Origin of the sequence: Micromonospora sp. 050-3, from assembly GCF_046549335.1 — a bacterium.
GTDB classification, from domain to species: domain Bacteria; phylum Actinomycetota; class Actinomycetes; order Mycobacteriales; family Micromonosporaceae; genus Micromonospora; species Micromonospora trifolii.
Genome location: NZ_JAJPVX010000002.1, coordinates 2,568,507 through 2,593,408 on the forward strand (window position 1 = coordinate 2,568,507; position 24,902 = coordinate 2,593,408).

27 protein-coding genes are annotated in these 24,902 nt (G+C 72.8%); 17 read left to right on the top strand and 10 right to left on the bottom strand.

Features of this window, described 5'->3' with window-relative positions; genetic code table 11:
- Nucleotides 1–33: 33 nt before the first annotated feature.
- The 8 genes from ACLJOK_RS26875 to ACLJOK_RS26910 are packed head-to-tail and all read left to right on the top strand — an operon-like array spanning nt 34 to nt 8,712.
- A complete protein-coding gene (locus ACLJOK_RS26875) occupies nt 34–1,710 on the top strand; it encodes an HAD-IIIA family hydrolase (RefSeq protein WP_410821344.1) in 1,677 nt (558 codons plus the stop codon).
- Nucleotides 1,707–2,681, top strand: a complete 975-nt coding sequence (locus ACLJOK_RS26880; RefSeq protein WP_410821345.1) for a glycosyltransferase — start codon at nt 1,707–1,709, stop codon at nt 2,679–2,681. The genes ACLJOK_RS26875 and ACLJOK_RS26880 overlap by 4 nt, the downstream gene beginning before the upstream one ends.
- Nucleotides 2,666–3,883 (top strand): glycosyltransferase, encoded by a 1,218-nt coding sequence (locus ACLJOK_RS26885; RefSeq protein ID WP_410821346.1) that lies wholly within the window; start codon nt 2,666–2,668, stop codon nt 3,881–3,883. The genes ACLJOK_RS26880 and ACLJOK_RS26885 overlap by 16 nt, the downstream gene beginning before the upstream one ends.
- Nucleotides 3,880–4,596, top strand: coding sequence for an SIS domain-containing protein (locus ACLJOK_RS26890; protein WP_410821602.1), 717 nt, complete (start codon nt 3,880–3,882; stop codon nt 4,594–4,596). Before ACLJOK_RS26885 ends, ACLJOK_RS26890 begins: the two co-directional genes overlap by 4 nt.
- Before the next feature lie 40 nt (nt 4,597–4,636).
- Nucleotides 4,637–6,097: a PfkB family carbohydrate kinase gene (locus ACLJOK_RS26895; RefSeq protein ID WP_410821347.1), complete on the top strand. Its 1,461-nt coding sequence runs from the start codon at nt 4,637–4,639 to the stop codon at nt 6,095–6,097.
- Nucleotides 6,094–6,795 (top strand): SDR family oxidoreductase, encoded by a 702-nt coding sequence (locus ACLJOK_RS26900; protein WP_196927386.1) that lies wholly within the window; start codon nt 6,094–6,096, stop codon nt 6,793–6,795. Before ACLJOK_RS26895 ends, ACLJOK_RS26900 begins: the two co-directional genes overlap by 4 nt.
- Nucleotides 6,792–7,745, top strand: coding sequence for a glycosyltransferase family 9 protein (locus ACLJOK_RS26905; protein ID WP_410821348.1), 954 nt, complete (start codon nt 6,792–6,794; stop codon nt 7,743–7,745). The genes ACLJOK_RS26900 and ACLJOK_RS26905 overlap by 4 nt, the downstream gene beginning before the upstream one ends.
- Nucleotides 7,729–8,712 carry a DNA topoisomerase IB gene (locus tag ACLJOK_RS26910; protein WP_410821349.1) on the top strand — a complete coding sequence of 328 codons (984 nt, stop codon included), beginning with the start codon at nt 7,729–7,731 and terminating at the stop codon, nt 8,710–8,712. The genes ACLJOK_RS26905 and ACLJOK_RS26910 overlap by 17 nt, the downstream gene beginning before the upstream one ends.
- A gap of 156 nt (nt 8,713–8,868) precedes the next feature.
- Here the strand turns inward: ACLJOK_RS26910 and ACLJOK_RS26915 are convergent, their stop codons facing one another.
- Entirely contained in the window at nt 8,869–9,903 is a 1,035-nt protein-coding gene (locus ACLJOK_RS26915) for a helix-turn-helix domain-containing protein (protein ID WP_410821350.1), read from the bottom strand.
- Between the two features lie 9 nt (nt 9,904–9,912).
- Nucleotides 9,913–10,674, bottom strand: coding sequence for a TetR/AcrR family transcriptional regulator (locus ACLJOK_RS26920; protein WP_410821351.1), 762 nt, complete (start codon nt 10,672–10,674; stop codon nt 9,913–9,915).
- An 82-nt stretch (nt 10,675–10,756) separates the two neighbouring features.
- Between ACLJOK_RS26920 and ACLJOK_RS26925 the strand changes: the two genes are divergently transcribed.
- Complete coding sequence (locus ACLJOK_RS26925) at nt 10,757–12,346, top strand: MFS transporter (RefSeq protein ID WP_410821352.1); 1,590 nt, start codon at nt 10,757–10,759, stop codon at nt 12,344–12,346.
- Here ACLJOK_RS26925 and ACLJOK_RS26930 read toward each other — a convergent pair.
- The 4 genes from ACLJOK_RS26930 to ACLJOK_RS26945 form a co-directional block, all read right to left on the bottom strand.
- Nucleotides 12,336–12,839, bottom strand: coding sequence for a hypothetical protein (locus tag ACLJOK_RS26930; RefSeq protein WP_410821353.1), 504 nt, complete (start codon nt 12,837–12,839; stop codon nt 12,336–12,338). The genes ACLJOK_RS26925 and ACLJOK_RS26930 overlap by 11 nt on opposite strands.
- A gap of 88 nt (nt 12,840–12,927) precedes the next feature.
- Nucleotides 12,928–14,559 carry a RecQ family ATP-dependent DNA helicase gene (locus ACLJOK_RS26935; protein ID WP_410821603.1) on the bottom strand — a complete coding sequence of 544 codons (1,632 nt, stop codon included), beginning with the start codon at nt 14,557–14,559 and terminating at the stop codon, nt 12,928–12,930.
- A gap of 105 nt (nt 14,560–14,664) precedes the next feature.
- Complete coding sequence (locus ACLJOK_RS26940) at nt 14,665–15,615, bottom strand: TIGR03557 family F420-dependent LLM class oxidoreductase (protein WP_410821354.1); 951 nt, start codon at nt 15,613–15,615, stop codon at nt 14,665–14,667.
- Nucleotides 15,616–15,703: 88 nt separating this feature from the next.
- Nucleotides 15,704–15,829 carry a hypothetical protein gene (locus ACLJOK_RS26945; RefSeq protein WP_255750123.1) on the bottom strand — a complete coding sequence of 42 codons (126 nt, stop codon included), beginning with the start codon at nt 15,827–15,829 and terminating at the stop codon, nt 15,704–15,706.
- A gap of 217 nt (nt 15,830–16,046) precedes the next feature.
- Here ACLJOK_RS26945 and ACLJOK_RS26950 point away from each other — a divergent pair, with 217 nt between their 5' ends.
- A complete protein-coding gene (locus tag ACLJOK_RS26950) occupies nt 16,047–17,537 on the top strand; it encodes a glycoside hydrolase family 3 protein (protein WP_410821355.1) in 1,491 nt (496 codons plus the stop codon).
- 10 nt (nt 17,538–17,547) lie between these two features.
- Here ACLJOK_RS26950 and ACLJOK_RS26955 read toward each other — a convergent pair whose 3' ends face one another.
- The gene (locus tag ACLJOK_RS26955) at nt 17,548–17,835 is read right to left on the bottom strand and encodes a GNAT family N-acetyltransferase (protein WP_357202622.1); all 288 of its coding nucleotides are present in this window, start codon (nt 17,833–17,835) and stop codon (nt 17,548–17,550) included.
- A complete protein-coding gene (locus tag ACLJOK_RS26960; RefSeq protein ID WP_410821356.1) occupies nt 17,832–19,058 on the bottom strand; it encodes a cysteine desulfurase-like protein in 1,227 nt (408 codons plus the stop codon). Before ACLJOK_RS26960 ends, ACLJOK_RS26955 begins: the two co-directional genes overlap by 4 nt.
- Before the next feature lie 95 nt (nt 19,059–19,153).
- Between ACLJOK_RS26960 and ACLJOK_RS26965 the strand changes: the two genes are divergently transcribed.
- The 7 genes from ACLJOK_RS26965 to ACLJOK_RS26995 all read left to right on the top strand — a co-directional run bounded on the left by ACLJOK_RS26965 (nt 19,154) and on the right by ACLJOK_RS26995 (nt 23,442).
- Nucleotides 19,154–19,519: a hypothetical protein gene (locus ACLJOK_RS26965; protein ID WP_410821357.1), complete on the top strand. Its 366-nt coding sequence runs from the start codon at nt 19,154–19,156 to the stop codon at nt 19,517–19,519.
- A 59-nt stretch (nt 19,520–19,578) separates the two neighbouring features.
- A complete protein-coding gene (locus tag ACLJOK_RS26970) occupies nt 19,579–20,400 on the top strand; it encodes a DUF1206 domain-containing protein (protein ID WP_410821358.1) in 822 nt (273 codons plus the stop codon).
- Nucleotides 20,401–20,483: 83 nt separating this feature from the next.
- A complete protein-coding gene (locus ACLJOK_RS26975; RefSeq protein ID WP_410821359.1) occupies nt 20,484–21,671 on the top strand; it encodes a mechanosensitive ion channel family protein in 1,188 nt (395 codons plus the stop codon).
- 204 nt (nt 21,672–21,875) lie between these two features.
- Nucleotides 21,876–22,310 carry a phage holin family protein gene (locus tag ACLJOK_RS26980; RefSeq protein WP_030338239.1) on the top strand — a complete coding sequence of 145 codons (435 nt, stop codon included), beginning with the start codon at nt 21,876–21,878 and terminating at the stop codon, nt 22,308–22,310.
- Nucleotides 22,307–22,681, top strand: coding sequence for a DUF3618 domain-containing protein (locus ACLJOK_RS26985; protein ID WP_210785212.1), 375 nt, complete (start codon nt 22,307–22,309; stop codon nt 22,679–22,681). The genes ACLJOK_RS26980 and ACLJOK_RS26985 overlap by 4 nt, the downstream gene beginning before the upstream one ends.
- Nucleotides 22,678–22,950 carry a DUF4235 domain-containing protein gene (locus ACLJOK_RS26990; protein ID WP_091401703.1) on the top strand — a complete coding sequence of 91 codons (273 nt, stop codon included), beginning with the start codon at nt 22,678–22,680 and terminating at the stop codon, nt 22,948–22,950. The genes ACLJOK_RS26985 and ACLJOK_RS26990 overlap by 4 nt, the downstream gene beginning before the upstream one ends.
- A gap of 288 nt (nt 22,951–23,238) precedes the next feature.
- Entirely contained in the window at nt 23,239–23,442 is a 204-nt protein-coding gene (locus ACLJOK_RS26995; protein WP_088962828.1) for a cold-shock protein, read from the top strand.
- A gap of 121 nt (nt 23,443–23,563) precedes the next feature.
- Here ACLJOK_RS26995 and ACLJOK_RS27000 read toward each other — a convergent pair whose 3' ends face one another.
- Entirely contained in the window at nt 23,564–23,755 is a 192-nt protein-coding gene (locus ACLJOK_RS27000; RefSeq protein WP_410821360.1) for a hypothetical protein, read from the bottom strand.
- 88 nt (nt 23,756–23,843) lie between these two features.
- On the bottom strand, nt 23,844–24,827 hold the full coding sequence (locus tag ACLJOK_RS27005; RefSeq protein WP_410821361.1) for an aldo/keto reductase: 984 nt from the start codon (nt 24,825–24,827) through the stop codon (nt 23,844–23,846).
- Nucleotides 24,828–24,902: the final 75 nt, after the last annotated feature.

Consider the following 24,902-nt stretch of genomic DNA (forward strand, 5'->3'; position numbering starts at 1 on the left):
TTTACTCCTCGGGGCGCAGGGAACCCGCCGCCTGTGCGACAGGACCAGGAGGATCCGTATCAGCGCAGGTCAGCCCAGGTGTACGCCGCTGCTGACCGCGCCAGCTCCGGGTCTGTCGCAAGCCCTCGACCGGTGCTCTACGACGCGGTGCTGCTGGACCGCGACGGCACCCTAATCGAGGACGTTCCGTACAACGGCGACCCGGAGAAGGTGCGGCCGGTGCCGGGCGCGCGGGCAGCGCTGGACCGGCTGCGCGTGGCCGGGCTGCGGCTGGCGGTCGTCACCAACCAGTCGGGCCTGGCCCGGGGTTACTTCAGCGGTGAGCAGATGCGGGCGGTGCACGCCCGCGTCGAGGAGCTGCTGGGCCGGTTCGACGCGTGGCTGGTCTGCCCGCACGACGACGCCGACGGCTGTGACTGCCGCAAGCCGGCGCCCGGTCTGGTGTACGCCGCCGCCCGCGAGCTGGGAACGACGCCGTCCCGGTGCGTACTGGTGGGCGACATCGGCCGGGACGTCGGCGCCGCCATGGCCGCCGGCGCCGCGGGGGTGCTGGTGCCCACCCCGGTGACCCGGCCGGAGGAGGTCGCCGCCGCCGGCTGGGTGGCCACCGATCTGCCGGCGGCGGTGGCGGAGATCCTGCGCCGCCAACAGGCAGTGCAGCCGTCGACCCCGCCCACCGGACCGGTACGGACGGCGCTGGTGGTCCGCTCGGACTCGGCGGGCGACGTGCTGGTCACCGGCCCGGCGATCCGCGCCGTCGCGGCCGGAGCGGAGCGGGTGGTGCTGCTCTGCGGGCCGCGCGGTCGGGCCGCCGCCAACCTGTTGCCCGGCGTCGACGAGATCATCGAGCATCCGCTGCCCTGGATCGACCCCACGCCGGGGCCGGTCGACAGGGAGGCCATGCGGAGTCTGACCGAGCGGTTGGGCGCTGTCGACGCGGACCAGGCGGTGGTGTTCACCTCGTTCCACCAGTCCGCCCTGCCGCTGGCGCTGCTGCTGCGGATGGCGGGGATCGACCGGATCGCGGCGATCAGCGACGACTATCCGGGCTCGCTGCTGGACGTCCGGCACCGGGTGCCGGTGGGCGTCCCCGAACCCGAACGCGCCCTCTCCCTGGCCGCCGCCGCCGGTCACCGGCTGCCCGACGGCGACGAACCGGTCCTGCGGCTGCGCCGCGACGCCGTGCCGCCGCGCCCGGCCGACCTCGGCGAGCCGGGGTACGTGGTGTTGCACCCCGGGTCGGCCGCGTCGAGCCGGGCGTGCCCGCCCGAGGTGGCGACCCGGATCGTCGGGGCGCTGACCGACGCCGGGCATCGGGTGCTGGTCACCGGCGGCCCGGACGAGCGCGCGGTCACCGCCCGGGTCGCCGCGGCCGGCGGCACCGACCTGGGCGGCCGTACCGACCTGGCCGGGCTGGCCGCGATCGTCGCGGACGCCAGCGCGATCGTGGTCGGCAACACCGGGCCCGCGCACCTGGCGGCCGCCGCCGGTGTGCCAGTGGTGAGTCTCTTCGCGCCGACCGTCCCCTTCGGCCAGTGGGGGCCCTACCGGGTGCCCACCGTCCGGCTCGGCGACGCCGCCGCGCCCTGCCGGGACACCCGGGCGGCCAGTTGCCCGATCCCCGGGCACCCCTGCCTCAGTGGCGTCGACCCGGACGACGTGGTCGACGCGCTCCGGACCCTCGCCGTCAGCGGTGGTGGCGGCCGATGAACATCCTGCTCTGGCACGTGCACGGCTCCTGGACCACGTCGTTCGTGCACGGCAGCCATCGCTACCTGATTCCCACCACACCTGACCGCGGCCCGTACGGCCTCGGCCGGGCCCGCACCTACCCGTGGCCGGACAGCGCGGTCGAGGTCAGCCCGGAGGAACTGCCGGGCGCGGACATCGACCTGGTCATCCTGCAACGCCCCGAGGAGATCGACCGGGCCGGGCAGTGGCTTCGTCGCCGTCCGGGCCGCGACCTTCCCGCGATCTACGTCGAGCACAACACCCCGAAGGGCGACGTGCCGAACACCCGCCACCCGATGGCCGACCGCGACGACCTGCTCATCGCCCACGTCACCGGGTTCAACCAGATCTTCTGGGACACCGGGGGAACCCGCACCACAGTGGTCGATCACGGCATCGTCGCCCCGTCCGCGTCCTACACCGGCGAGCTGGACCGGCTCGCCGTGGTGATCAACGAGCCGGTACGGCGAGGTCGGGTCACCGGCACCGACCTGCTGCCCCAGTTCGCCGAGATCGCGCCGCTGGACGTGTTCGGCATGGGCGTCGCCGGCCTCGCCGACCACCTCGGGCTGCCCGCCGACCGGCTGACCAGCCACGACGACGTGCCCCAGGAGCGGATGCACACCGAACTGGCCCGGCGGCGGGCGTACCTGCACCTGTGCCGGTGGACCTCCCTCGGGCTCAGCCTCATCGAGGCGATGGCGATCGGCATGCCGATCGTCGCGCTCGCCACCACCGAGGCGGTGATGGCGGTGCCCCCGGAGGCGGGGGCGCTCGCCACCCGGACCGACACCCTGCTCGACGCCGCCCGCCGGTTCATCGCCGAACCGGCGACCGCGCGGCAGGCCGGAGCGGCGGCGCGAACCGCCGCGCGCGACAGGTACGGCCTCGACCGTTTCCTCGCTGACTGGGACCGGCTGCTGGAGGAGGAAGTATGCGGATCGCGATGATCTCGGAGCACGCCAGCCCGCTCGCCGTCCTCGGGGGGGAGGATGCCGGCGGCCAGAACACGCACGTCGCGGAGCTGTCCGCCGCGCTCGCCGCCGCCGGGCACGAGGTGCGGGTCTACACCCGCCGCGACGCGCCCGACCTGCCGGTGACCGTCCGCAGCCCGGACGGGTACGACGTGGTGCACGTGCCGGCCGGTCCGGCCGAGCCGGTGGCGAAGGACGCGCTGCTGCCGCACATGCGGGAGTTCAGCAACTGGCTGATCGAGCGCTGGCGCGGCGGCGACTGGGTGCCCGAGGTCGTCCACGCGCACTTCTGGATGAGCGGCCTGGCCGGGCTGACCGCAGGCCGGCAGACCGGGGTGCCGGTGGTGCAGACGTACCACGCGCTGGGCACTGTGAAGCGCCGCTACCAGGGTGTGCAGGACACCAGCCCGGCCCGACGGGTCTCCTACGAGCGGGAGCTGGGCCGATCGGTGGACCGGATCGTCGCGCAGTGCCGCGACGAGGTGGGCGAGTTGGTCCGGATGGGCGTGCCCCGGTCCCGGATGACTGTGGTGCCCTCCGGGGTCAACCTCGCCACCTTCGCCCCGCTCGGGCCGGCCGCCGATCGGGAACCGGGACGGGCCCGCATCCTCACCGTGGGTCGGCTGGTCGAGCGCAAGGGCTTCCAGACCGTGATCCGCGCGATGGAGCTGGTCCCGGGCGCCGAGTGCGTGGTCGTCGGTGGCCCACCCGAGGGGCTGTTGGAGACCGACCCGTACGCCCGCCGGCTGCGGGCCCTCGCCGAGTCGTGCGGGGTGGCCGACCGGGTGCACCTGGTCGGCGCGGTGCCCCGGGAGGAGATGGGCCGCTGGTACCGCTCGGCGGACCTGCTGGTCGCGGCGCCCTGGTACGAGCCGTTCGGGTTGACCCCGCTGGAGGCGATGGCCTGTGGGGTGCCGGTCGTCGGCACGGCCGTGGGCGGCATCCGGGACACCGTGGTCGACGGGACGACAGGTGACCTCGTGCCGGCCCGCGACCCGCACGCGTTGGCCACCGCGATCCAGGGGTTGCTCGACGACCGGATCAGGCGCTTCGCGTACGCGACGGCGGCGCGTGAGCGGGCCCGGGAGCGGTACTCGTGGGCGGCCACCGCCGAGCGGCTGGTCGAGGTCTACAGCGAGGTGGCCGCCGTGCGTCGGCCGACCCGAGTGGTGGCCTGATGCCGGCGGGCAGCCTGCTCGACACCCACCTGACGAATCTCGCGGCGGCGCTGGTGCCGTACCGACGGTGTGAGCGACAGCTGGCGCGCTGGGGCGCGGACCTGGCCCACCGGCTGGCCGCCGGGGGTCGCCTGCTGGTGGCCGGCAACGGCGGCAGCGCCGCCGAAGCCCAGCACCTCACCGCCGAGCTGGTCGGCAAGCTGCACGACGACCGTCAGCCGCTGTCCGCCATCGCGCTGCACGCCGAGACGAGCGCGCTCACCGCCATCGCCAACGACTACGGCTACACCGACGTCTACGCCCGCCAGGTGCGCGCCCACGGCCGCCCGGGCGACATCCTGCTGCTGTTGAGCACCAGCGGAACCAGCCCCAACCTGGTCGCCGCCGCGCAGGCGGCACGCGACGTCGGGGTGACCACCTGGGCGCTCACCGGCGCCGCCCCCAACCCGCTCGCCGACGCCTGCGACGACGTGCTGGCCGTGGCGTCCCCGGACACCCAGGTGGTCCAGGAGCTGCACCTGGTGACCAGTCATCTGCTCTGCGAGTACCTCGAACAGGAGTTGCCCGCCGCGCAGGCGGCAGTCGCCGATCCGGCTGTCGTCCACCCCGTGCCCGGGGAGCCCGCACCGGCCGGTCGGCTGCCTGCCGCACCGGTACGCACCGGGGTCGAGGTGGTGCTCGACGGCGGGACCGGACAGCAGGTCGACGCGTGAGCCGGACAGCAGGTCGACGCCTGAGGATGAGGAGGCAAGCGTGAGGGGACCGGTGGTGGTGCTCGGGGACACCCTGCTCGACCGGGATGTGGAAGGTGTGGTGAACCGGCTCTGCCCGGATTCCCCGGTGCCGGTGCTCGACGAGACCGCGGCGACCGACCGACCGGGGGGCGCCGGTCTGGCGGCGGTGTTCGCCGCCGCGCAGGGCGCCGAGGTGGTGCTGGTGACAGCGCTCGCCGACGATGCTGGCGGGGCTCGGCTGAGCGCTCTGCTCGCCGCCGCCGGCGTGCAGGTGTACCCACTGGCCCTTGCCGGCGCGACGCCGGAGAAGATCCGGCTGCGGGCCCGGGGGCGGGTCCTGCTGCGCCACGACCGGGGCGGCACGTTCGGGGAGCCGGGTCAGCCCTCCGACGAGGTGCTCCGGGTGATCGCCGCGGCGTCGGCGGTGCTGGTCAGCGACTACGGCCGGGGGGTGGCCCGGCAGCCCGCGCTGCGCGACGCGTTGGCCGCCACCCGCGCGCCGGTGGTGTGGGACCCGCATCCGCGCGGCCCGGCGGCCGTGCCCGGCGTACACCTGGCCACACCGAACGAGTCCGAGGTGCGCGAGCTTGTCCCCGCGCTGCCCGGCGCCTCCCGACTGGCCACCGCGTCCCGCGGCGCCCAGGGGCTTCGGCGGCGCTGGCGGGCCGGCGCGGTCGCCGTGACGCTGGGCGGTGACGGTGCGCTGCTCTGCCACGCCGGTTCGACGCCGCTGGTGGTGCCGACGCCGGGTAGCGCCGAAGGGGACACCTGCGGTGCCGGCGACCGGTTCGCTGCGGCGGCCAGCCTCGCGTTGGCCCAGGGCGCGCTGGTCTCCGAGGCGGTGCAGGTGGCGGTCGCCGAGGCGTCCGCGTACGTGGCCGGTGGGGGAGTGGCCACGGCGCTGCCTCCGTCGGCGCCTACGGTGCGGGCCAGGAGCGCGCCGGGGCCGCGAGCCCTCCAGCCGGTACCACGAGGTGCTGCGGTGGCCGACCGGGTGGGGGTGGCCGCTGTGGCCACACTCCTGGGTGAGGTACGCGCCGCGGGTGGCACCGTGGTGGCGACCGGAGGTTGCTTCGACCTGCTGCACGCCGGGCACGTGGCCACGCTGGAGGCGGCCCGGCAGCTTGGCGACTGCCTGATCGTCTGCCTGAACTCCGACGCCAGCGTGGCCCTGTTGAAGGGGCCGGATCGGCCGGTGCAGTCCGAAGCTGACCGCAGCCGGCTGCTGGCCGCCCTGAGCTGCGTCGACGCGGTCCTCATCTTCGACGAGCCGACCCCGGAGACGGCGCTGTCCTGGGTACGCCCCGACGTCTGGGTCAAGGGCGGCGACTACGCCACCGGCGGTGGGGACGCGAGCGCCACCCTGCCGGAGGCGGAGGTCCTGCGCCGGTGGGGTGGAAACACAGTGGTGGTGCCCTATCTGGACGGTCGGTCCACCACCGACCTGATCGTCCGCACACTTGCGGAGCGGACCCGATGACCGCCACACGGCCCGGTGCCGGGCCCACCGTCCTGGTCACCGGCGGCGCCAGCGGCCTCGGCGCCGCCGTGGTCGCCGCGGTGGCCGCCTCCGGTGGTCGACCGCTCGTACTGGACCGGCAGCCGCCGGTCGACGGGGTGTCCTGGACCGAGTGCGACCTGGCCGACACACGAGCCGCCGAGGTGGCCACCCAGCACCTCGCCGAGCAGGCCGGTGGCCTGGACGCGGTGGTCACCGCCGCCGGCACTGACGTGCCGGGCCGACTCGCCGACCTGCCGGGGGAGACCTGGGACCGGATCGTCGCCGTCGACCTGCTGGCCACCGCGGCGGTGATCCGGGCCGCGCTGCCGTTCCTGCTGACCTCCCGGGGCCGCATCGTCACTGTCGCCTCCACCCTGGGCGTCAAGGCGGTCAGCGACGCCACCGCGTACTGCGCGGCGAAGTTCGGCGTGGTGGGGTTCACCCGGGCCCTCGCCGCCGAGCTGGCCGGTCAGGTCGGCGTCACCCTGCTCATTCCGGGTGGGATGCGCACCGCGTTCTTCGACGAACGTGACCCGCAGTACAAGCCGGGGCCGGACGCGATCCTCAACGAGCCCGCCGACACCGCCGCCGCGATCATGTTCGCGCTCAACCAGCCGCCCGGTTGCGCGGTGCGCGAGATGGTGGTCTGCGCCGAGCAGGAGACCTCGTACCCGTGATCCTCGTGCTGCGCGCCCTCGGCGTCGGCGATCTGGTGACCGCGGTGCCCGCGCTGCGGGCGCTGCGGGCCGCGTACCCGTCGCGGGAGCTGGCGCTCGCCGCGCCCGGCTGGCTGGCCCCGCTGGTCGACCTGGTCGGTGGCGTCGACCGGCTGGTGGACACCGCCGGGCTGGAGCGACCCCTCCGGGTCTCCTCGGCCCCGCGGGTAGCTGTCAACCTGCACGGGCGCGGCCCGCAGTCGCACCGGCTGCTCGCGGCCACCAGGCCCGGTCGGCTGCTCGCCTACGCCAGCCCGGACGCCGGCCACGCCGACGGCCCGCGCTGGGTCGTCGACGAGCACGAGGTGGACCGGTGGTGCCGGCTGCTGTCCTGGTACGACATCCCGGCCGACCGCGCCGACCTCGCTTTGCGTCGGCCCGGGCCGACGGAGGTGCCCAGCGGTGTCACTCTGCTGCACCCGGGAAGCAAGATCCCGGCCAAGCGGTGGCCGGCCGAGCGGTTCGCCGCGCTGGCCCGGGCGCTGACCGACCAGGGGCACCGGGTGCTGCTCACCGGCTCGGCCGACGAACGGGCGTTGGCGGCCCGGGTGGCCGACGCGGCGGGCCTCAGCTCGGACGCGGTGCTGGCCGGCCGGACCGACCTCGGCGCGCTCGCCGCGCTGGTGGCCGACGCCCGGCTGGTGGTCAGCGGGGACACCGGCGTCGCCCACCTGGCCACCGGATACGGCACCCCGTCGGTAGTCCTCTTCGGACCGGTGCCACCGGCGCACTGGGGGCCACCGCCGGACCGGCCACGGCACCGGGTGCTCTGGGCCGGCGAGGCGGATTGGCCCAGGTGGGACGGGGTAGGAAGCCACCCGACGATGGCGGCTCTGCGCCTCGACGAGGTGCTGGCCGCCGTGGCCGAGGTGGAGAGGGTGGTGCGGGTCTCCGGTGCGGTTGCGGCGTAGCGACCCGGGTCGACCGGGGTACGGACGGCGTCGGCGCGGACGGGGTTGGCTCTTCGTCGACCCGTCCGGCGCTCCGGTGCGGGATCCGGACGTGCTGGCCCGGCTGCGGGAGTTGGTCATCCCGCCGGCCTGGCAGGACGTCTGGATCGCGCCGCATCCGAACGGGCACATCCAGGCGATCGGGATCGACGCGGCCGGGCGCAAGCAGTACGTCTACCACCCACGGTGGCGGGAGAAGCAGGACGAGGCGAAGTTCGACCGCGTGCTGGAGGTGGCCCGGCGGCTGCCGGCGCTGCGCGAACGGGTGGGGCGGGACTTGGACGGGCATGGCCTGGGTCGGGACCGGGTGCTGGCCACTGTGGCCCGACTGCTGGACATGGGGATGTTCCGGGTCGGCAGCGACCAGTACGCGGCCGGCGACGACCCGACGTACGGGGTGGCAACCCTGCGCCCCGAGCATGCCCGGTCCCGTGGCGACTGCGTGGTGCTCGTGTTTCCCGCAAAGGGGGGCATCGAGCAGGTACGCCGGATCGATGACCCGGAGCTGTGCCAGGTGCTGGCCAACCTGCGCCGTCGTCGGCGACGGGCGGAGCGGCTGTTCGGCTACTGGGACGGCCGGGAGTGGCGCGACGTGCGCAGTGACGAGGTCAACGGCTACCTGCGCGACGCCAGCGGTGGGGAGATGACAGCGAAGGACTTCCGCACCTGGCACGCCACAGTGCTCGCGGCGACCGAGTTGGCCACCGCCGGTCCGGCCCGCTCGGTGACCGCCCGGCGCAAGGCGGTGGTCGCCGTGATGCGTGCGGTGGCGGAGCTGCTGGGAAACACGCCGACGGTGGCTCGCGCGTCCTACGTGGACCCCCGGGTGGTCGACCTCTACCACGACGGGGTGGTGGCGTCGGTGGATCCGCGGGCGCCTCGCGAGGAGGCGGAGCGAGTCGTCCTGGAGCTGCTGGAGAAGTCCTGACCGGCCCCGTCGGCGATTCTGGGGGGAAGCGCGACGGGACCGGAGCCTCGGGCGTCAGCCGGGGTGCCACCGGGCGGCCGCCCGCCGCTCGCGCGGCGGGCGCCTCGCCACGGCCCCCGTTGGCGGCCCACCAGGTGATGGCCGACCGCGTTGGTGTCAGTCTGCCGTCAGCGAGTTGACCGTGGACGCCTGACGGTTGACGATCCGCGCCACATCTGAGGCATTGTCGCGATGTTCCTGCGGGGTGGTGCCGTACGCGGCCCGGAATGCCCTGCTGAAGTGGGCCTTGTCGGGAAATCCCCAGCGTGCCGCGACGGTCTGCACGGGCTGGTTGCGCAGCGCCGGGTCGGTCAGGTCGCGCCGGCACCGGGCCAGCCGCATATCCCGGATGTACGACGCCACAGTGGCGTCCTCGGCCTCGAACAACCGGTGCAAAGACCGCACCGAGATGTGGTGGGCGTCGGCGACGACCTGCGGGCCGAGTGTCGCGTCGCCGAGGTGGCGGTGGATGTACGACTGCACCTGGGTGAGCAGCGCCCGGCGGCGGACCTCGGTGGGCACGGCGTCCTCGGCGACGAGGTGCCGGCCGAGCATCGTGGTGGCCAGGTCGAGCCCCACCCCGCCGAGCCGGCTGGCGTCGGCGGCATGGTACTGCTCGGGGTGCCCGGTCACCTGGAGCAGGAACTGCGCGAGTAACGCCCCGATCCCCTCGCTGCCGGACATCCGGCCGCCGTAGAGCGCGGCCATCCGCTGTGGTGGCAGTGGCAGCGCCGCGTGCGGGATCATCGTGACGATCGAGGCGGCCTGGTCGCGCTCGGGCTCCGTGGCGTGGTGGCAGACGTCGTGTGGCCGGGACGCGTCGTAGAAGGTGAACTCGCCGGTCAGGATCTCGCTGCGACGACCGTCCTGGCTGGACGTGCCGACGCCGCCGGTGGTGAGGGCGAGGATGTACAACCCCGGGTCGGACTGACGGACCAGCTTCGGGGTCCGGGTGGCGTCAAGCGACGGGTACTCGTACTGCGCCAGCTCGATCGGGCCGAGCGCGATGAAGCTGGCCCGGGCGGTGAAGTCGTCGCTGTGCGCGGAGCGGATGCGCAGCGGCACCGAGGTGCGCGCGATCAGGTCCAGCCACATGCCGAACCGTTCGCCAGGTGGCAGGGCCGTGGTGTCGATGGTGTCTCTCGGCAGCATGGAACTCCCTCAGCCCGTTCGGCGTTGGATCAGCGCCTCGACGCCGTCGAGGATCCGGTCCAGACCGAAGACGAACTCGTCGTCGGGGTCGTCGTCCTGGTAGAGCACGCCGGCGCTCAGCACCCGGTGCAGCGCGGGGAAGCGGGCCGGGTCGATGAGTCGGGCCACCAGCCGACCGTACGCCGGCATCATCTCACTGGGCTCGACGCCGGCCGCCTGGCTGCCCTCGGCGATCTGCGAGGTGAGGGTGGCCTCGTTGCGGACGTACCCGGTGATCAGCAGGAGCACCGACATCTTCTCGCCCTCGCCGAGGGTGGTGCCGTCGAGGCAGCGCAGCCCGTCCTCCATCCAGCCGAGCTGCTGCGGGGTGATCGGTGGGCCGCTGATCGGCACGTGCAGCAGCCAGGACCGTTGCCGCAGCACGTCGTGCTCGGCCCAGGCCCACCGGGTGAGGCCGGCGCGCCAGTCGTCCTCCGGCGCGGGCGGCCCGGGGGATGGGCCGTACCCGGTGTCGACCATGAGCATCAGCAGCTCGTCCTTCGAGCCGACGTACCGGTAGAGGGCCATGGTCGCGGCGCCCAACTCCTTGGCCACCCGGCTCATCGAGACGGCCGCCAGGCCGTCGGCGTCGGCCACGCGTACGGCGGCGTCCACGATGGTGGGCACGCTCATTCCCGGCCGGGGGCCCTTGGGCGGCCGCTCCCGCAGCCCCCACACGCTCTCGATGGCCGGCGGGAGTACGGGCCCGCTGTCGTCTGTCTTCGCCGCCACATTTCCTCCTTGCCTCGCCATCCTAGTTCTGCGTATGGTCTACGCATAACAGCGTACGCCATACGCAGAAGGGAAACTGATCATGACGGTCACCACCACATCGGCGCCTCGAGCGGGCCGGCGGGAGTGGATCGGGCTCACGGTGCTGATGCTGCCGCTGCTCCTGGTCTCGATGGACGTGTCGGTGCTCTACTTCGCCGTCCCGTTCATCAGCGCGGAGCTGCGCCCCACCGCCACCGAACAGCTCTGGATCTTCGACATCTACGGCTTCGTGCTGGCCGGGCTGCTCATCACCATGGGCGCGCTGGGTGACCGGATCGGCCGACGCCGACTCCTGCTGATCGGCGCCACCGCGTTCGGGGCGGCGTCGCTGCTGGCCGCTTACGCCGACAGCACCGCGACCTTGATCGCCGCGCGTGCCGTCCTCGGCGTCGGTGGGGCCACCCTGATGCCCTCGACACTCGCCCTGGTGCGCAACATGTTCCACGACGCCAAGCAGCGCGGCACCGCCATCGGCATCTGGACCGCCACCCTCACCGGCGGCATCGCGATCGGCCCGGTGCTCAGCGGCATCCTGTTGGAGCACTTCTGGTGGGGCTCGATCTTCCTGATCAACATCCCGGCGATGCTGATGCTGCTCCTGCTCGTCCCGCTCCTGGTGCCCGAGTTCCGCAACCCGGCGATCGGGCGGTTCGACCTGATCAGCGCGGCACTGTCGCTCGGCGCGCTGCTGCCGGTGATCTACGGCATCAAGGAGATGGCCCGCGACGGCCTCAGCCCGGCGCGGGTCCTCGCCATCGTCGGCGGTCTGCTGGTGGGCGCGCTCTTCCTGCACCGGCAGCGGACCCGGGCGTACCCGATGGTCGATCTCGCGTTGTTCCGCCGTCGCGGCTTCGCCGGATCGCTCGCGGTCAACCTGCTGGCGATGTTCGCCATCGTCGGCTTCGCCATCTTCACCACCCAGCACCTCCAGCTGGTGCTCGGCCTGAGCCCGCTGCGGGCGGCGCTGTGGAGCCTCGTGCCGTCCCTCGCCGTGGGCGGAGTCGCGCCGGCCGCCGCCGCCCTCGCCCAGCGCGTCGAACGGGCGTACCTGATCGGTGCGGGGTTCGGAATCGCCGTGATCGGCTTCGTGGTGCTGACCCGGGTCACCCCGGAGACGCCGCTGTGGCTGCTGCTCGTCGGCGCCAGTGTCTACGCGGGTGGTCTGGTGATGGTGATGTCCCTCGTCACCGAGCTGGTTCTCGGCGCGGCGCCGCCCGAGCAGGCCGGTGTCGCGTCGGCGCTGACCGAGTCCAGCAGCGAGCTGGGCGGTGCGTTGGGAATGGCGATCCTGGGTAGCGTGGGCGCGGCGGTCTACCGCCGCGAGATCGTCGACGGCCTGCCGGCCGGGCTGCCCGCCGACGCCGGCGCCGCGGCCCAGGAGACCCTGGGCGGTGCGCTCGCGGTCGCCCAGGGGCTGCCGGCGGATCTGGCCGACGCGGTACGGCACGCCGCCGGTGTCGCGTTCACCGACGGGCTGCACCTGGCCGCGTACGCCGCCATGGCGGCGATGCTGCTGGGCGCGGTCACCGCGCTGGTCGCGCTGCGCGGCGTCCGGCCAGCCGACTCCACGGCACTGGCCGTCGAGCCGACCGGTCCGGCCGACACGTCGTTGTCGTCGGTCAGTCGATGAGCACGTGCGCGAGCCGGTCGCGGAAACGTCGCTCGGAGTCGCTGACCGACTCGCCGCCGATGCCCAGCAGCCCACCGCTGGACGCGGCGCCCACCACCTGCTCGGCGATCTTCACGAGCCAGTGCTTGTACGCGCCGGCCTCACCCTCGTCGACCCGCGCGGCCAGCAATGCGCCGGCCTCGCCGGCCCGCAGCAGCACGTCGTCGATGTACGCCCCGGGGTCGGCGGGCGCGATGGCCGGCAACTCCTCACCGGTATCCGGGTCACCGACCCGGGTGACGATCTCGCCGGCCACGGCGGCGACCAGCGGGCTGGCCGACTCCCGGCCGGCGGCGATGGTCTCCAGCCCGGCCGCGTTCTCCGCCATGGTCCGGCGGGTGCCGTCGGACTCGGCGGCGCTCGCCGCGGTCAGCACCGACTGCGGCAGGCCGACCAGCAACCCCCACTCCCCGTCGGAGAAACCGAACCCGGTGTACGCCGGCTGCTCGATCACGGCAACGCCCCTTCCGCCTTGCTCTGCTTGGTCAATCGATGCTCTGCTTGGTCGATCCACCGGGCCCGAAACCGGCACCCGGGTCAGGCTAGTCCAGGGTCAGCAGGCCCTGTTCGGACACCACGCGCACCGACAACGTCTTGTACCCGACCTCATCGAAGAGAACCGTCATCCTGTCCTCCTCGTACGAGAGCACCAGGCCGGGCCCCCACTCCGGGTGACGCACCTGACTGTGCACCGGGAACGGCCCGACCGCACCCTGGTCGGCAACGCTGGTGCCGTTGTGGCAGTTGTCGCAGTGGCCGCAGACCTGCGTCATCTGCTCGCCGAAGTAGGCCAGCAGGGTCTGCCCCCGGCAGGCCCGGGTCTCGGCGAAGGCCCGCATCATGTCGGTGCGGGACCGGGTCACGGTCTGTTGGCGCTCCGCCTCGGCCAGCGCCGCCGCGGCGGCGTCGGTCGGGTTCGGGGAGTAACGGGGCGCGCCGATGCGCTGCCGGGCGCGCGGCTCGGCCGCGCCGACCTGCTCCAACAGGGAGAGGTACTGGCCCAGCTTGCGCGGCCCGAGGCCGCTGGTCTCGCGCAGCTCGGTCTTGGTGGCCGGCTTGCGGCGTAGCAGTGCGGCGAGGTCGCGCAGCTCCTCGACGTCGGGCAGGCCGCCGCTGAAGAACCGTTGCAGGCCCACATCCTCGGCCTGCCAGAGCAGCAGCACCCGGGCCGGTTGCCCGTCGCGGCCGGCCCGGCCGATCTCCTGGAAGTAGCTGTCCGGTGAGTCGGGCAGCGCCATGTGCACCACCCAGGCGATGTTCGGCTTGTCGATGCCCATGCCGAACGCCGACGTCGCCACCATGATGGGGACCTCATCGGCGAGGAACGCCTCGTGCAGTTCGTGGCGTGCGCCGGGCGCCATCCCACCGTGGTAGAACTGCGCCGGGTAGCCGGCGTCGGTCAACCGGGTGGCCAACTCCTCGGCGGCGCGACGGGTCGGCACGTAGATGATCCCGGGCCGCTCCTCGTCGCTCAGCAGCGCGATCAGTCGCCGCCACCGGTAGTCCTCGGTGGGGCAGTGCGCGACCTCGACGAACAGGTTCGGCCGGTCCAGCCCGGAGACCACCACCTCCGGGTCGCGCAGCCGCAGCCGGGCGATGATGTCGTCGCGTACCGGAGGGGAGGCGGTGGCGGTCAGCGCGACCACCGGCGGTCGGCCGATGCCGTCGATGAGGTGCCCGAGCGCCAGGTAGTCGGGGCGGAAGTCGTGCCCCCACGCGGAGATGCAGTGCGCCTCGTCGATCGCCACCAGGGCGGGCTTCAGCTCGGCGACCTCTGCCATCCGGTCCGGGTTGCTGAGCTGTTCCGGGGTGATGAAGAGGAACTCCGCCCGGCCCTCGCGGATCTCGGTGATCGCCTCGGCCTGCTGGCTGGCCGACTCGTTCGAGCTGATCCGCACCGCCCGCAGCTCCGGGCGTTGCCGCTCGTTGAGGGAGGCGATCTGGTCCTGCTGAAGGGCCAGCAGTGGGGAGATCACCACTGTGGGGCCGGGGATCAGGCTGGCCGGGATCTGGTAGATCGCCGACTTGCCGGCACCGGTGGGCAACACCACCAGGGCGTCTCGTCGCTTCATCACGGCGCGCATGGCGGCCAGTTGGTTGGGCCGCAGCGCCTTCCAGCCGAAAAGGCTGCGGGCCGCGCGGCGCAACGTCATCGAGTGCGTGGACAGTTTCATCGAGGGCCGGAGGTACCCGAGCCCCTGACCGCCGAAACGCATTCGGACGATCATAGGCAGGGCCCCCGGGCCATGCCCTCGATGGCCGGCCCGTTGATCGCCGACTCAGCGCAGCCGGGGCAGGACCTCCCGCTGGTAGAGGTCGAACAGACCCTGGTAGTGCGGGCCGGTGTTGGCCACGTAGACCTCGTCGAAGCCGGCCTTGGCGTACTGGTCGATCATTTCCAGGTGCGCGTCGGCGCTGTTGCCGCAGACGAACGCCTTCTTCAGCATCTCCGGCTTGACCAGCTCGGCGGCCTGCTCGAAGTGCCGCGGCGAGGGCAGCACCTGGGACAGCTCACCCGGCACCCCGGCGTTGGGCCAGCGCTCGTACGCGATGCGCAGCCCCTCCGCCTCGCTGTCCGCGTACGCCGCCTTGAAGCCGGCCTGGCACGGCTTGTCGCCGCCGCCGTTCTCGCGGAAGCGCCGGACCATCTCGCCGTCGGGCATGGTGCTCACGTAGCCGTCGCCGATCCGCGCGGCCAGGTCGATGGACTTCGGCCCGAAGCCGGAGACGTAGATCGGCGGGGGAGTGTCGGGCAGCGTGTAGATCCGGGCCTGCTCCACTGTGTAGTGCTTGCCGTGGTGGCTGACGAAGTCGCCGCCCCACAGCGCGCGCAGCACCTCGACGGCCTCCTCCAGCATCTCCAGCCGGACGTCGGCCTGCGGCCAGGCGTCGCCGAAGATGTGCTCGTTGAGCGCCTCGCCGGTGCCGACGCCGAGCACGAACCGCCCGCCGTGCAGCACCGCGCTGGTCGCCGCCGCCTGCGCGATCACGGCCGGGTGGATCCGCACGGTCGGGCACGTCACCGCCGTGGTCACCGGAAGTGAACAGACCTGGCTGAGCGCGCCGATCATCGACCAGACGAACGGGCTCTGGCCTTGTGCGTCCACCCAGGGGTGGTAGTGGTCGGAGATCCACAGCGCCTCGAAGCCGGCCCGTTCGGCACCGCGCGCCTGCTCCACCAACTCGGCTGGCGTGAACTCCTCGCTGGACAGAAAGTATCCGATCTTCATGGCTTACCCCTTCGGCACGCGGACCTGCTGTTGGGGAGAGCCGTACCCCGGCGACGCCCGGTCACACCGGTCGTCGACGCGGGGCGGGTCAGCGTCGACCGAACATCGCCCGGATCGCGGCGAGGAGCAGCAGGGCGCCGACCACCAGGCCGAGCAGGCGTACGCCGGGGATGTCGGCCGGGCTCGTCGCGTCGGCCAGCAGGACGGGATCCATCCCCGCACTCTCCCCGGGGAGCGGGCCGCCAGGCAACTGTAAGGTTTATTGACTATTGAATCGCTCAGTGTGACCATGGCAGGACCGCCTGCCGGTGGCGGTGCGCCGAGGGCGCGCGAGAGATGGGGTACGGGGGCCGCATGAGCGAGCGCAACCAGCGGGTCGACGGGGGCGCACCGTCGCCGGTGATCGACATCGATCACTGCAAGGGGGCGGAGTGACAACTACCAACGGGCACCTCCCGGCGCTCGCCGCCGCCGTCCTGCAACCCGGCTTCGTCGGCACCACCCCGCCGCCATGGGTGTGCCGCTGGCTCGGCGAGGGTCTCGGCTCGGTGGTGCTCTTCGCCCGCAACGTCGTCGACACCGAGCAGGTGGCCGCGCTCACCGCGACGTTGCGCGCGGAACGGCCGGACGTCATCGTGGCGATCGACGAGGAGGCCGGCGACGTCACCCGGCTGGAGTCGGTGCACGGGAGCTCCCGGCCGGGCAACTTCGCCCTCGGCGCGGTCGACGACCCGGAGCTGACCGAGGCCGTCGCCCGGGACCTCGGCGCCGAGTTGGCCACGGCAGGCGTAACCCTCAACTACGCCCCGGACGCCGACGTCAACTCCAACCCGGCGAACCCGGTGATCGGCGTCCGCTCCTTCGGCGCCGACCCGGTGCTGGTCGCGCGGCACACCGCCGCCTGGGTCCGCGGGCTTCAGGCCGGCGGCGTCGCGGCCTGCGCCAAACACTTTCCCGGGCACGGCGACACCCGGGTCGACTCACACCACGACCTGCCCCGGATCACCGCCGACCGGGACCGGCTGGACGCCTGCGAACTGGCCCCGTTCCGGGCCGCCGTGGCCGCCGGGGTGCAGGCGGTGATGACCGGCCACCTGCTGGTGCCCGCGCTCGACCCGCACCTGCCGGCGACGCTGAGTCAGCGCATCCTGGGCGGGTTGCTCCGCGACGAGCTGGGCTTCTCCGGCGTGGTGGTCACCGACGCGGTGGAGATGCGCGCGGTCGCTGACCGGTACGGCTTCGCCGGTGCGACGGTCCGCGCCCTCGCCGCCGGGGCCGACGCCATCTGCATCGGTGGCGAACGGGCCGACGAGCAGGCCGCCCGCGAGCTGCGCGACGCCATCGTGGCCGCCGTCGTCTCCGGTGAGCTGCCCGAGGAACGTCTCGCCGAGGCCGCAAAGCGCGTCGGTCAACTCGCCGCCTGGACGGTGGCCGCCCGCAGCGCCGGCTCGGCCGGCGCACGCGCCGCCGCCGACGTCGGGCTGGTCGCCGCCCGCCGGGCCGTCCGGGTCACCGCCGCCCCGGGCACGACTGTCGCGCTGCCCCTGACCCGCGCGGCACACGTCGTCGAGTTCGAGCCGCTGCGCAACATCGCCATCGGCGCCGAGACACCGTGGGGCATCGGCGGACCACTGACCGAGCTGCTGCCCGGCACCAGCACGGTCCGCTACGCCGAACCCGACGTGCCGGCGGACCCGGGCGCCGGGGCGGGCAGCCGCCCGCTGGTCCTGGTCGTTCGCGACCAGCACCGGCACGACTGGATGCGCGCCGCCGTGCACCGCGCGTTGGCCGCCCGGCCGGACGCCGTCGTTGTCGAGTTGGGCGTGCCCGAGCTGGTCACCGGGGCGGTGCACCTGGCCACCCACGGCGCCACCCGGGCCAGCGGACAGGCCGCCGCCGAGGTGCTCACCGGCACCCGCTGACCGGCCCGCGCTACGGCAGGTCGGCGACCAGGTCGGCGTACTCGGGGTGCTTGTCGATGAACGCGGCCATGAAGGGGCACTGCGGCACCACAGTCGTGCCGCGTGCCCGGAGCTGGTCCAGGGTGCCGCGGATCAGCGCGCCGCCCACCCCCTTGCCCTGAAAGCCCCGGTCCACCTCGGTGTGGGTGAAGACCAGGACCTCACCGCGCGGCAGGTACGCGGTGAAGCCGGCCAGCGCGTCGTCGACCAGGATCTCGAAGCGGTGCTTCGCCGGGTTGTCCTCGACCAGGGTGCTCATCCGGCCATTCTCCCCGCCTGCTCGGCCAGCGCGTCGAGTTCGCCGAGCAACCGGTCCACCTCGTCGGCCGTGTTGTAGTGGTAGATGCTGGCCCGCACCGCGCCGCCGCTGTCGCGAAGACCCATCAGCTGGAAGTACTCGTAGGCGTAGTAGTCGCCGACGGAGAGGCAGAACCCGGCGGCGCCCAACGCCTCCTGGGTGGCCGCCGGCGACATCCCGGCGACTCGGAACGAGACCGTCGGGCAGCGCCGCGCCGGCGAGCCGTAGACGGTGATCGCCGGCCGCTGCGCCAGCCCGGCGAGCAACCGGTCCAGCAGTGCCTCCTCGTGCGCCTGGGCGGCGGCCAGCCCGGCCCGCAGCCGGACCCGCCGGTCCCCGACCGCGTCCGGGTCCAGCCCCGCCAGGTGATCCACCGCGGCGGCCATGCCGGCCAGCAGTGGGAAGCTCGGCGTGCCGTACTCGAACCGGTCCGGCACCGCGTCGGAGGACGGCACCAGCTTCGCCGGGCGCAACGCCGCCCACCGGGCCGGGTCCGCCACCATCGCCGCCAGGTGCGGGCCAGACCACTTGTACGCGCTGGTGACCAGCACGTCGGCGCCGAGCGAGGCCAGGTCGGTCGGCCCGTGCGGCACCGAGTGCACCCCGTCGACGTAGACCAACGCGCCGACCGCGTGCGCGGTCTTGGCGATCGCCGACACGTCCGGCATGGTGCCGATGGCGTTGCTGCCGGCGGTCACCGCGACCACCCGGGTCCGCTCGCCCACCAGGTCCGCGTACTGGGCCGCGGGCAGTTCACCGGTGTGCCGGTCGACCTCGGCCCAGCGCACCGTCGCGCCGGCCGCCTCGGCGGCCTGCACCCACGGTCGCACGTTCGCGTCGTGGTCGAGCCGGGAGACCACCACCTCGTCACCCGGGCGCCAGGCCGCGCCGAGCGTGCGGGCGAGGGTGTACGTCAGCGCGGTCGCGCTCGGGCCGAGCACCACCCCGGCCGGGTCGGCGCCGAGCAGGTCGGCCACCGCCGAGCGTGCCTCGGCCACCAACTCCAACGACCGGCGACCCGGTACGAAGGCGGCGCTGCGGTTGCCCACCGCCGACCGCATGGCGTCGGTGACCGCGTCGATCACACCGGCCGCGGTCTGGGTGCCGCCGGCACCGTCGAAGTGGACGAAGCCCTCGGTCAGGGCGGGGTAGGCGGCCCGGGTGCGGGCGATGTCGAACGGCATGCCCGGACCCTAGCCGGTGCTCCCCGTACCCTTCTCGGCCGCCGGGTGATCACCGTTCGGCGGCGACCTCGCAGATGTCTCGTACTCTTGGCGAGGTGACGAACCGACCCGCCACCATGCCCATTTCCCCCGTCCGCCGCGCCGCCGGTCTCTTCGCCGGTCTGGCGCTCGGCCTCGCCGTGCTCGCCGGGTGCAGCTCCCAGGGCGCCTCCACCGACTGCGGGCTGGACGCCTGCACCGTCACCTTCGAGCGGGGTGTCGACGCGAGCGCCACCATCCTGGGCGTCGAGGCCAAGCTGGTCGGCGCCGAGGGTGACCAGGTGACCGTCGAGGTCGCCGGTGAGCAGCTCACCCTCACCACCGGTCAGCAGGCAGCCGAGGCCGAGGGCTTCGCGGTCACCCTGGACAGCGTGACCGACCAGCAGGTCAAGATTCGCGTATCGCGCAACCCGGGCAGCTGACCTGGGCGGGCGGCGGTGGCCGACGTTTGGGAATCTTCAGAATCGGAGATTGTGACGCCATGTCACTCACCCGTAGCGCCGAAGCCACCGCCTCCCGTACGGCGGACAGCCGGTGGCTGGAACTTCTCGCCCGGGCCGGCTTCATCGGCTACGGCATCGTCCACCTTCTCTTCGCCTGGTTGGCGTTGCAGATCGCGTTCGGCACGTCGTCCGACGACGGCGACCAGTCCGGCGCGCTGCGTACCCTCTCCGCACAGCCCCTCGGCAAGTTCCTGGTCATCGCCGTCGCGGTCGGCCTGCTCGCGATGGCGATCTGGCAGGCGCTGGAGGCGGCGGTCGGGCACCGCGCCGAGCGCGGCAAGGAGCGGGTCCTGGAACGGCTCGCCTCGGCCGGCCGGACCGTCGTCTACCTCTACTTCGCCTGGACCGCCTTCAAGGTCTTCAAGGACGCCGGGTCGAACAGCGCCGACCAGCAGGAGGCGTTGACTGGCAAGCTGATGACCTCCAGCGGTGGCCGCTGGCTGGTCGGCCTGGCTGGCCTGGTGGTCGCCGCGATCGGCATCGGCCTGGTGATCTACGGTGCCCGGAAGAAGTTTGAGAAGCACCTCAAGACCGGCGAGATGAGCCCGAAGACCCGCCAGCTCGCCCGCCGGCTGGGCATGGCCGGATACATCGCCAAGGGCGTCGCCTACGGCATCGCCGGTCTGCTGGTCATCGTGGCGGCGGTGAACTACGACCCGGAGAAGGCCCGTGGTCTGGACGCCGCGCTGCACACCCTGCGTGAGCAGTCCTATGGCGCCTTCCTGCTGGCCCTGGTCGCCCTCGGCATCGCCGCCTTCGGCGTCTACTGCTTCCTCCAGTCCCGGTACCGCAAGGTCTGAGCTGGTCGATACCACGGATGTCGGGCACTCTTGGGCTTTTGCCCGAAGTGCCCGACGCCTGGTCGAAGGGGAGCACCGAAGCCGTGCAGAACTATCTCGAAACGGCCGTCGCCGCGCTCGTCGCGGCGGCGGTCGCCCTGTTCCTGGTCGAGGTCATCCACCGGATGACCCGGCGGTTCGGCCGCCGGTCACTGCTGTTGACCGAGTTGACCGACCACGCGCACCGCCCGTTCCAGGTCGCCGCAACGGTCCTGGCCGTGCAGTTCGCCGCCCGCTTCACCACCGGGTACGCGGTCGGCGAGAGCTGGCGTCGGCTGCTGCTGCACCTGCTCATCCTCGGCGTCATCGCCACCCTCGCCTGGCTGCTCGCCGGTCTGCTGGTCGTCGTGGAGGACACCGCATTGGCCCGGTTCCGGGTCGACGTACCGGACAATCGGCACGCCCGGCGGGTCCGCACCCAGGTGGTGATGCTGCGCCGACTGACCATCGCGGTGGTCGTCATCCTGGCCGTCGGCGTGATGCTGATGACGTTCCCCAGCGTGCGGGGCATCGGCGCGGGTGTGCTGACCTCGGCCGGTGTGGTCGGTGTGGTGGCCGCGCTCGCCGCGCAGAGCCTGCTCGGGAACGTCTTCGCCGGCCTCCAACTGGCCTTCAGCGATGCCGTCCGGCTCGACGACGTGGTCGTCGTCGAGGGGGAGTGGGGTCGCATCGAGGAGCTGACCCTCAGCTACGTCGTGGTGCAGATCTGGGACGACCGCCGGTTGATCCTGCCCACCTCGTACTTCACCAGCAAGCCGTTCCAGAACTGGACCCGGACGGAGGCGGCGGTGCTCGGCACCGCCGAATTCGACGTCGACTGGGCGGTGCCGGTGCAGACCATGCGCGAGGAGCTGCGCCGCCTCGTCGAGGGCACCGAGCTGTGGGACGGGCGGGTCTGCGTCCTCCAGGTCACCGACGCCACCGGCGGGACGGTCCGGTTGCGCGCGCTGGTCAGCGCCGCCGACGCGGGCAGCCTGTGGGACCTGCGCTGCCTCGTCCGGGAGCACCTGGTCGCCTGGATCCGGGACAACCGCCCGACCGCGATGCCCCGGCTGCGCACCGAGCTGGGCGACTCGAACAGCAACCTGCCCTGGCAGTGGGTGCAGCCGCGGCGGCCGGCCCGCCGCCTGTCCGACACCGAGGCGCCCGACGACGCCCGTGTCTTCGGCGGCAGCGACGACGGCGACGCCCGCAGCGAAGCCTTCGTAGGCCCCGAAGAAACCCGCCACTGACAGGACCCCCCCGCGGTGGGGGAGGTTTGGTCGGGCTTGGGTTGGGGATGTGCTGCCGGACGTCTCTGGCGTGATCGCGGCGGCTGACCGCGCATTGGCGGCGCGGCGTCCGGACAACGGGGACGGTGAGCTGCCTGGCGCGCTTTAGGATTGACGAGCGGCGACTTCGGGCATACAGCGCGGTGATGAGGAAAGGAGGACAGCATGGCTGACGTGGCGAAAGCCCGTACATCCCAGAACGGGAGCGAGCCCTCCACCGCCGAGTTGGTGCAGCGGGCCACCGAGCAGATCTCCCGCCTCGTGCGGGACGAACTGACGCTGGCCCGAGCGGAGTTGACCCAGAAGGGTAAGCACGCGGGCATCGGGATCGGCCTGTTCGGCGGCGGTGGCGCGCTCGCGTTCTTCGGTCTGGGTGCGCTGGTCGCCACGGCGATCCTGCTGCTCGACCTGGTGTTGCCCGCGTGGGCCGCAGCGCTGATCGTGGCGGTGGCCTGCTTCCTGGTGGCCGGCATCCTCGCCCTGGTGGGCAAGAAGCAGGTCAGCCGTGCCGTCCCGCCGGTGCCGGCGGCCACGGTCCGTAGTCTCCGGGCAGACATGGACACCGTCACCGCCGCAGTGAAGGACAGGGGGCGGCAATGACCGGTAACGGGACCGGCGACACGGAGGCCCTCCGCGAGGAGATCCGTCGCACCCGGGTCGAGTTGGGCGAGACGATGGAGGCGTTGGCCGCCAAGGCCGACGTCAAGGCGCGTCTCAAGGAGTCCGCCGAGCAGGCCAAGGAGCGGATGCGGGAGCAGGCGGCGCAGACCGTCGCTCGGGTCCGCGGGCAGGCCGCACGTGGTGCCGGTATGGCGCGGGCGCAGGCGTACGAAAAGGGCGAGATGGTACGCGCACAGGCGTATGACAAGGGCGAGTTGGTGCGCCGCAACCCGGTGCCGTGGGCGGCCATCGCGGCCGGTGCGGTGGCCACCGTGGTGGTGCTGATGATCGTGCGGGGGAGGCGTAGGTGAGTAAGAGCATCGGCAGGGTCGCGTACCGGCCGGTCGGCGTGTTGTTGGGTATCGCCGCAGGCACGGTGGCCGGGGCGATCTTCCGGCAGGTCTGGAAGGTCACCGCGGGCGACGGTGAGGCGCCCAACGCGACCGACGAGGATCGCGGCTGGGGCGAGGTCCTGGCCGCCGCGGCGTTGCAGGGCGCCATCTTCGCGGTCGTCCGGGCCGCCGTGGACCGGGGCGGTGCGGTCGGCGTACGCCGGATGACCGGCAGCTGGCCGGACTGACCTGGCAGCGACTTCAGCCCCCTTCCCGCATCGATGGGAAGGGGGCTTTCGCATGGCATCGCACGCCGCCCAGCGCACCAGAGGCATCCGTCAGGTCACATGTCGGAGAAATTCGTCGGAGAGGTCGTGACAGACTTTTTACCTCCGTGATTTGCTGATCCCCGCTGTTGCGAGATGGCGTGGGTTGAGAGAAGTCTCCTTCGTGGGGCCGCCTCAGGCGCCGCTGCTCAAAAACGGCCAATCGGCCGGACGGCGTGCACGGCCGCCAGTTTTTAGAGGGAGATACACATGGCTCAGGGAACCGTGAAGTGGTTCAACGCTGACAAGGGCTTCGGCTTCATCACCGTCGATGGTGGGGGTGCTGACGTGTTCGTCCACTTCTCGGCCATCCAGTCCAGCGGCTACCGCTCGCTGGAGGAGAACCAGCGGGTGGAGTTCGAGATTGCTCAGGGTCAGAAGGGCCCGCAGGCTGAGCAGGTTCGTCCCATCTGAGTAGGACGGCCGGCCCCCGCCGGCCAGTGGGACGATCCGGCTCAAGGGTCGCGGTAAAGCCCCGCATCCCGGTTGGGATGCGGGGCTTTCGCCTGCTCAGGCTCCCCGGTGGAGCGACTGGTCAGCGTCGACGCGAGCGCAGGCCGAGCCAGAGCACCATCAGCCCGGCCGCCGTCACGAGCGGGCCGATGACCGCCCAGATCTTCTCGTCGGTCATCACGCTGCCGCTGATGTAGCCGAGGCCCTGGACCGTCCACACCGCACCGATCACCACGGCCAGGAGGCCGAGGGTGAGCGGAAGCCAGCCCCTCATCGTGTCCCCTCTCCGCCGCCCGGGGCGGCGCACCGCCGTCCAGCATCGCCGACCGGGCGGCGCGACGCGAGCACCCCGGGCGCGCGGGTCACCACCGGTCGTGCACCTGCGGGCGGATCAGCTCGTCGTAGGTCTCGCGGACGGCTGCCAACTGCTCGTCGGTGAGCGGGGACAGGGCCGCCGCGGCGGCGTTGCGTCGGGCCTGGTCAGCGTCGCGGGCACCGGGGATGACCACTGTGACGCCCGCCTGGTCCAACACCCAGCGCAGCGCGAACTGCGCCATCGTGCGGTCCGCGTCGACAAGCGGAGCCAGCCGGCGTACGGCGGCGAGACCTCGGTCGAAGTCGACTCCGGAGAACGTCTCGCCGACGTCGAAGGCTGCGCCGTGTCGGTTGTAGTTGCGGTGGTCGTCGGCGGGGAACTCGGTGTGCTCGTCGTAGCGGCCGGAGAGCAGACCGCTGGCGAGCGGCACGCGGGCGATGATGCCGACACCGGCTGCCGCCGCGGCCGGCAGCACCTGCTCGAGGGGCTTGTGGCGGACGGCGTTGAGGATGATCTGGACGCTCGCCACCCCTGGTCGGGCGATCGCGGTGAGGGCCTGGTCGCAGGTCTCGACGCTGACTCCGTACCCGGCGATGGCCTTCTCGGCGACGAGGGTGTCCAGGCCGTCGAAGACCTCGTCGGAGGAGAAGACCTCGGTGGGCGGGCAGTGCAGCTGGACCAGGTCGAGGGTGTCCACGCCCAGGTTGGCCCGGGAGCGGTCGGTCCACTGCCGGAAGTTGGCCAGGGTGTACGCCTCCGGCCGCTGCTCGACGCGGCGGCCCATCTTGGTGGCGATGGTCAGCCCGGCGTCGGGTCGGGTGCGCAGGAAGCGGCCGATCAGCTGCTCGCTGCGGCCGTCGCCGTACACGTCGGCGGTGTCGAGGAAGGTGACCCCGGCGTCCACGGCGGCGGCGAGCACCGCCATCGCGTCGTCCTCGCTGACGGTGCCCCAGTCGGCGCCGAGTTGCCACGCGCCCAGGCCGACCGCGCCAACGGTCCGGCCGAGCCGGTTGAAGCTGCGCTGTTCCATGCCCCGAGCCTAGTGATCGGGTTGCCACCCTGCCACGCGAGCCGTACCTTTAGCAGTACGGACGTACGGTTTGGG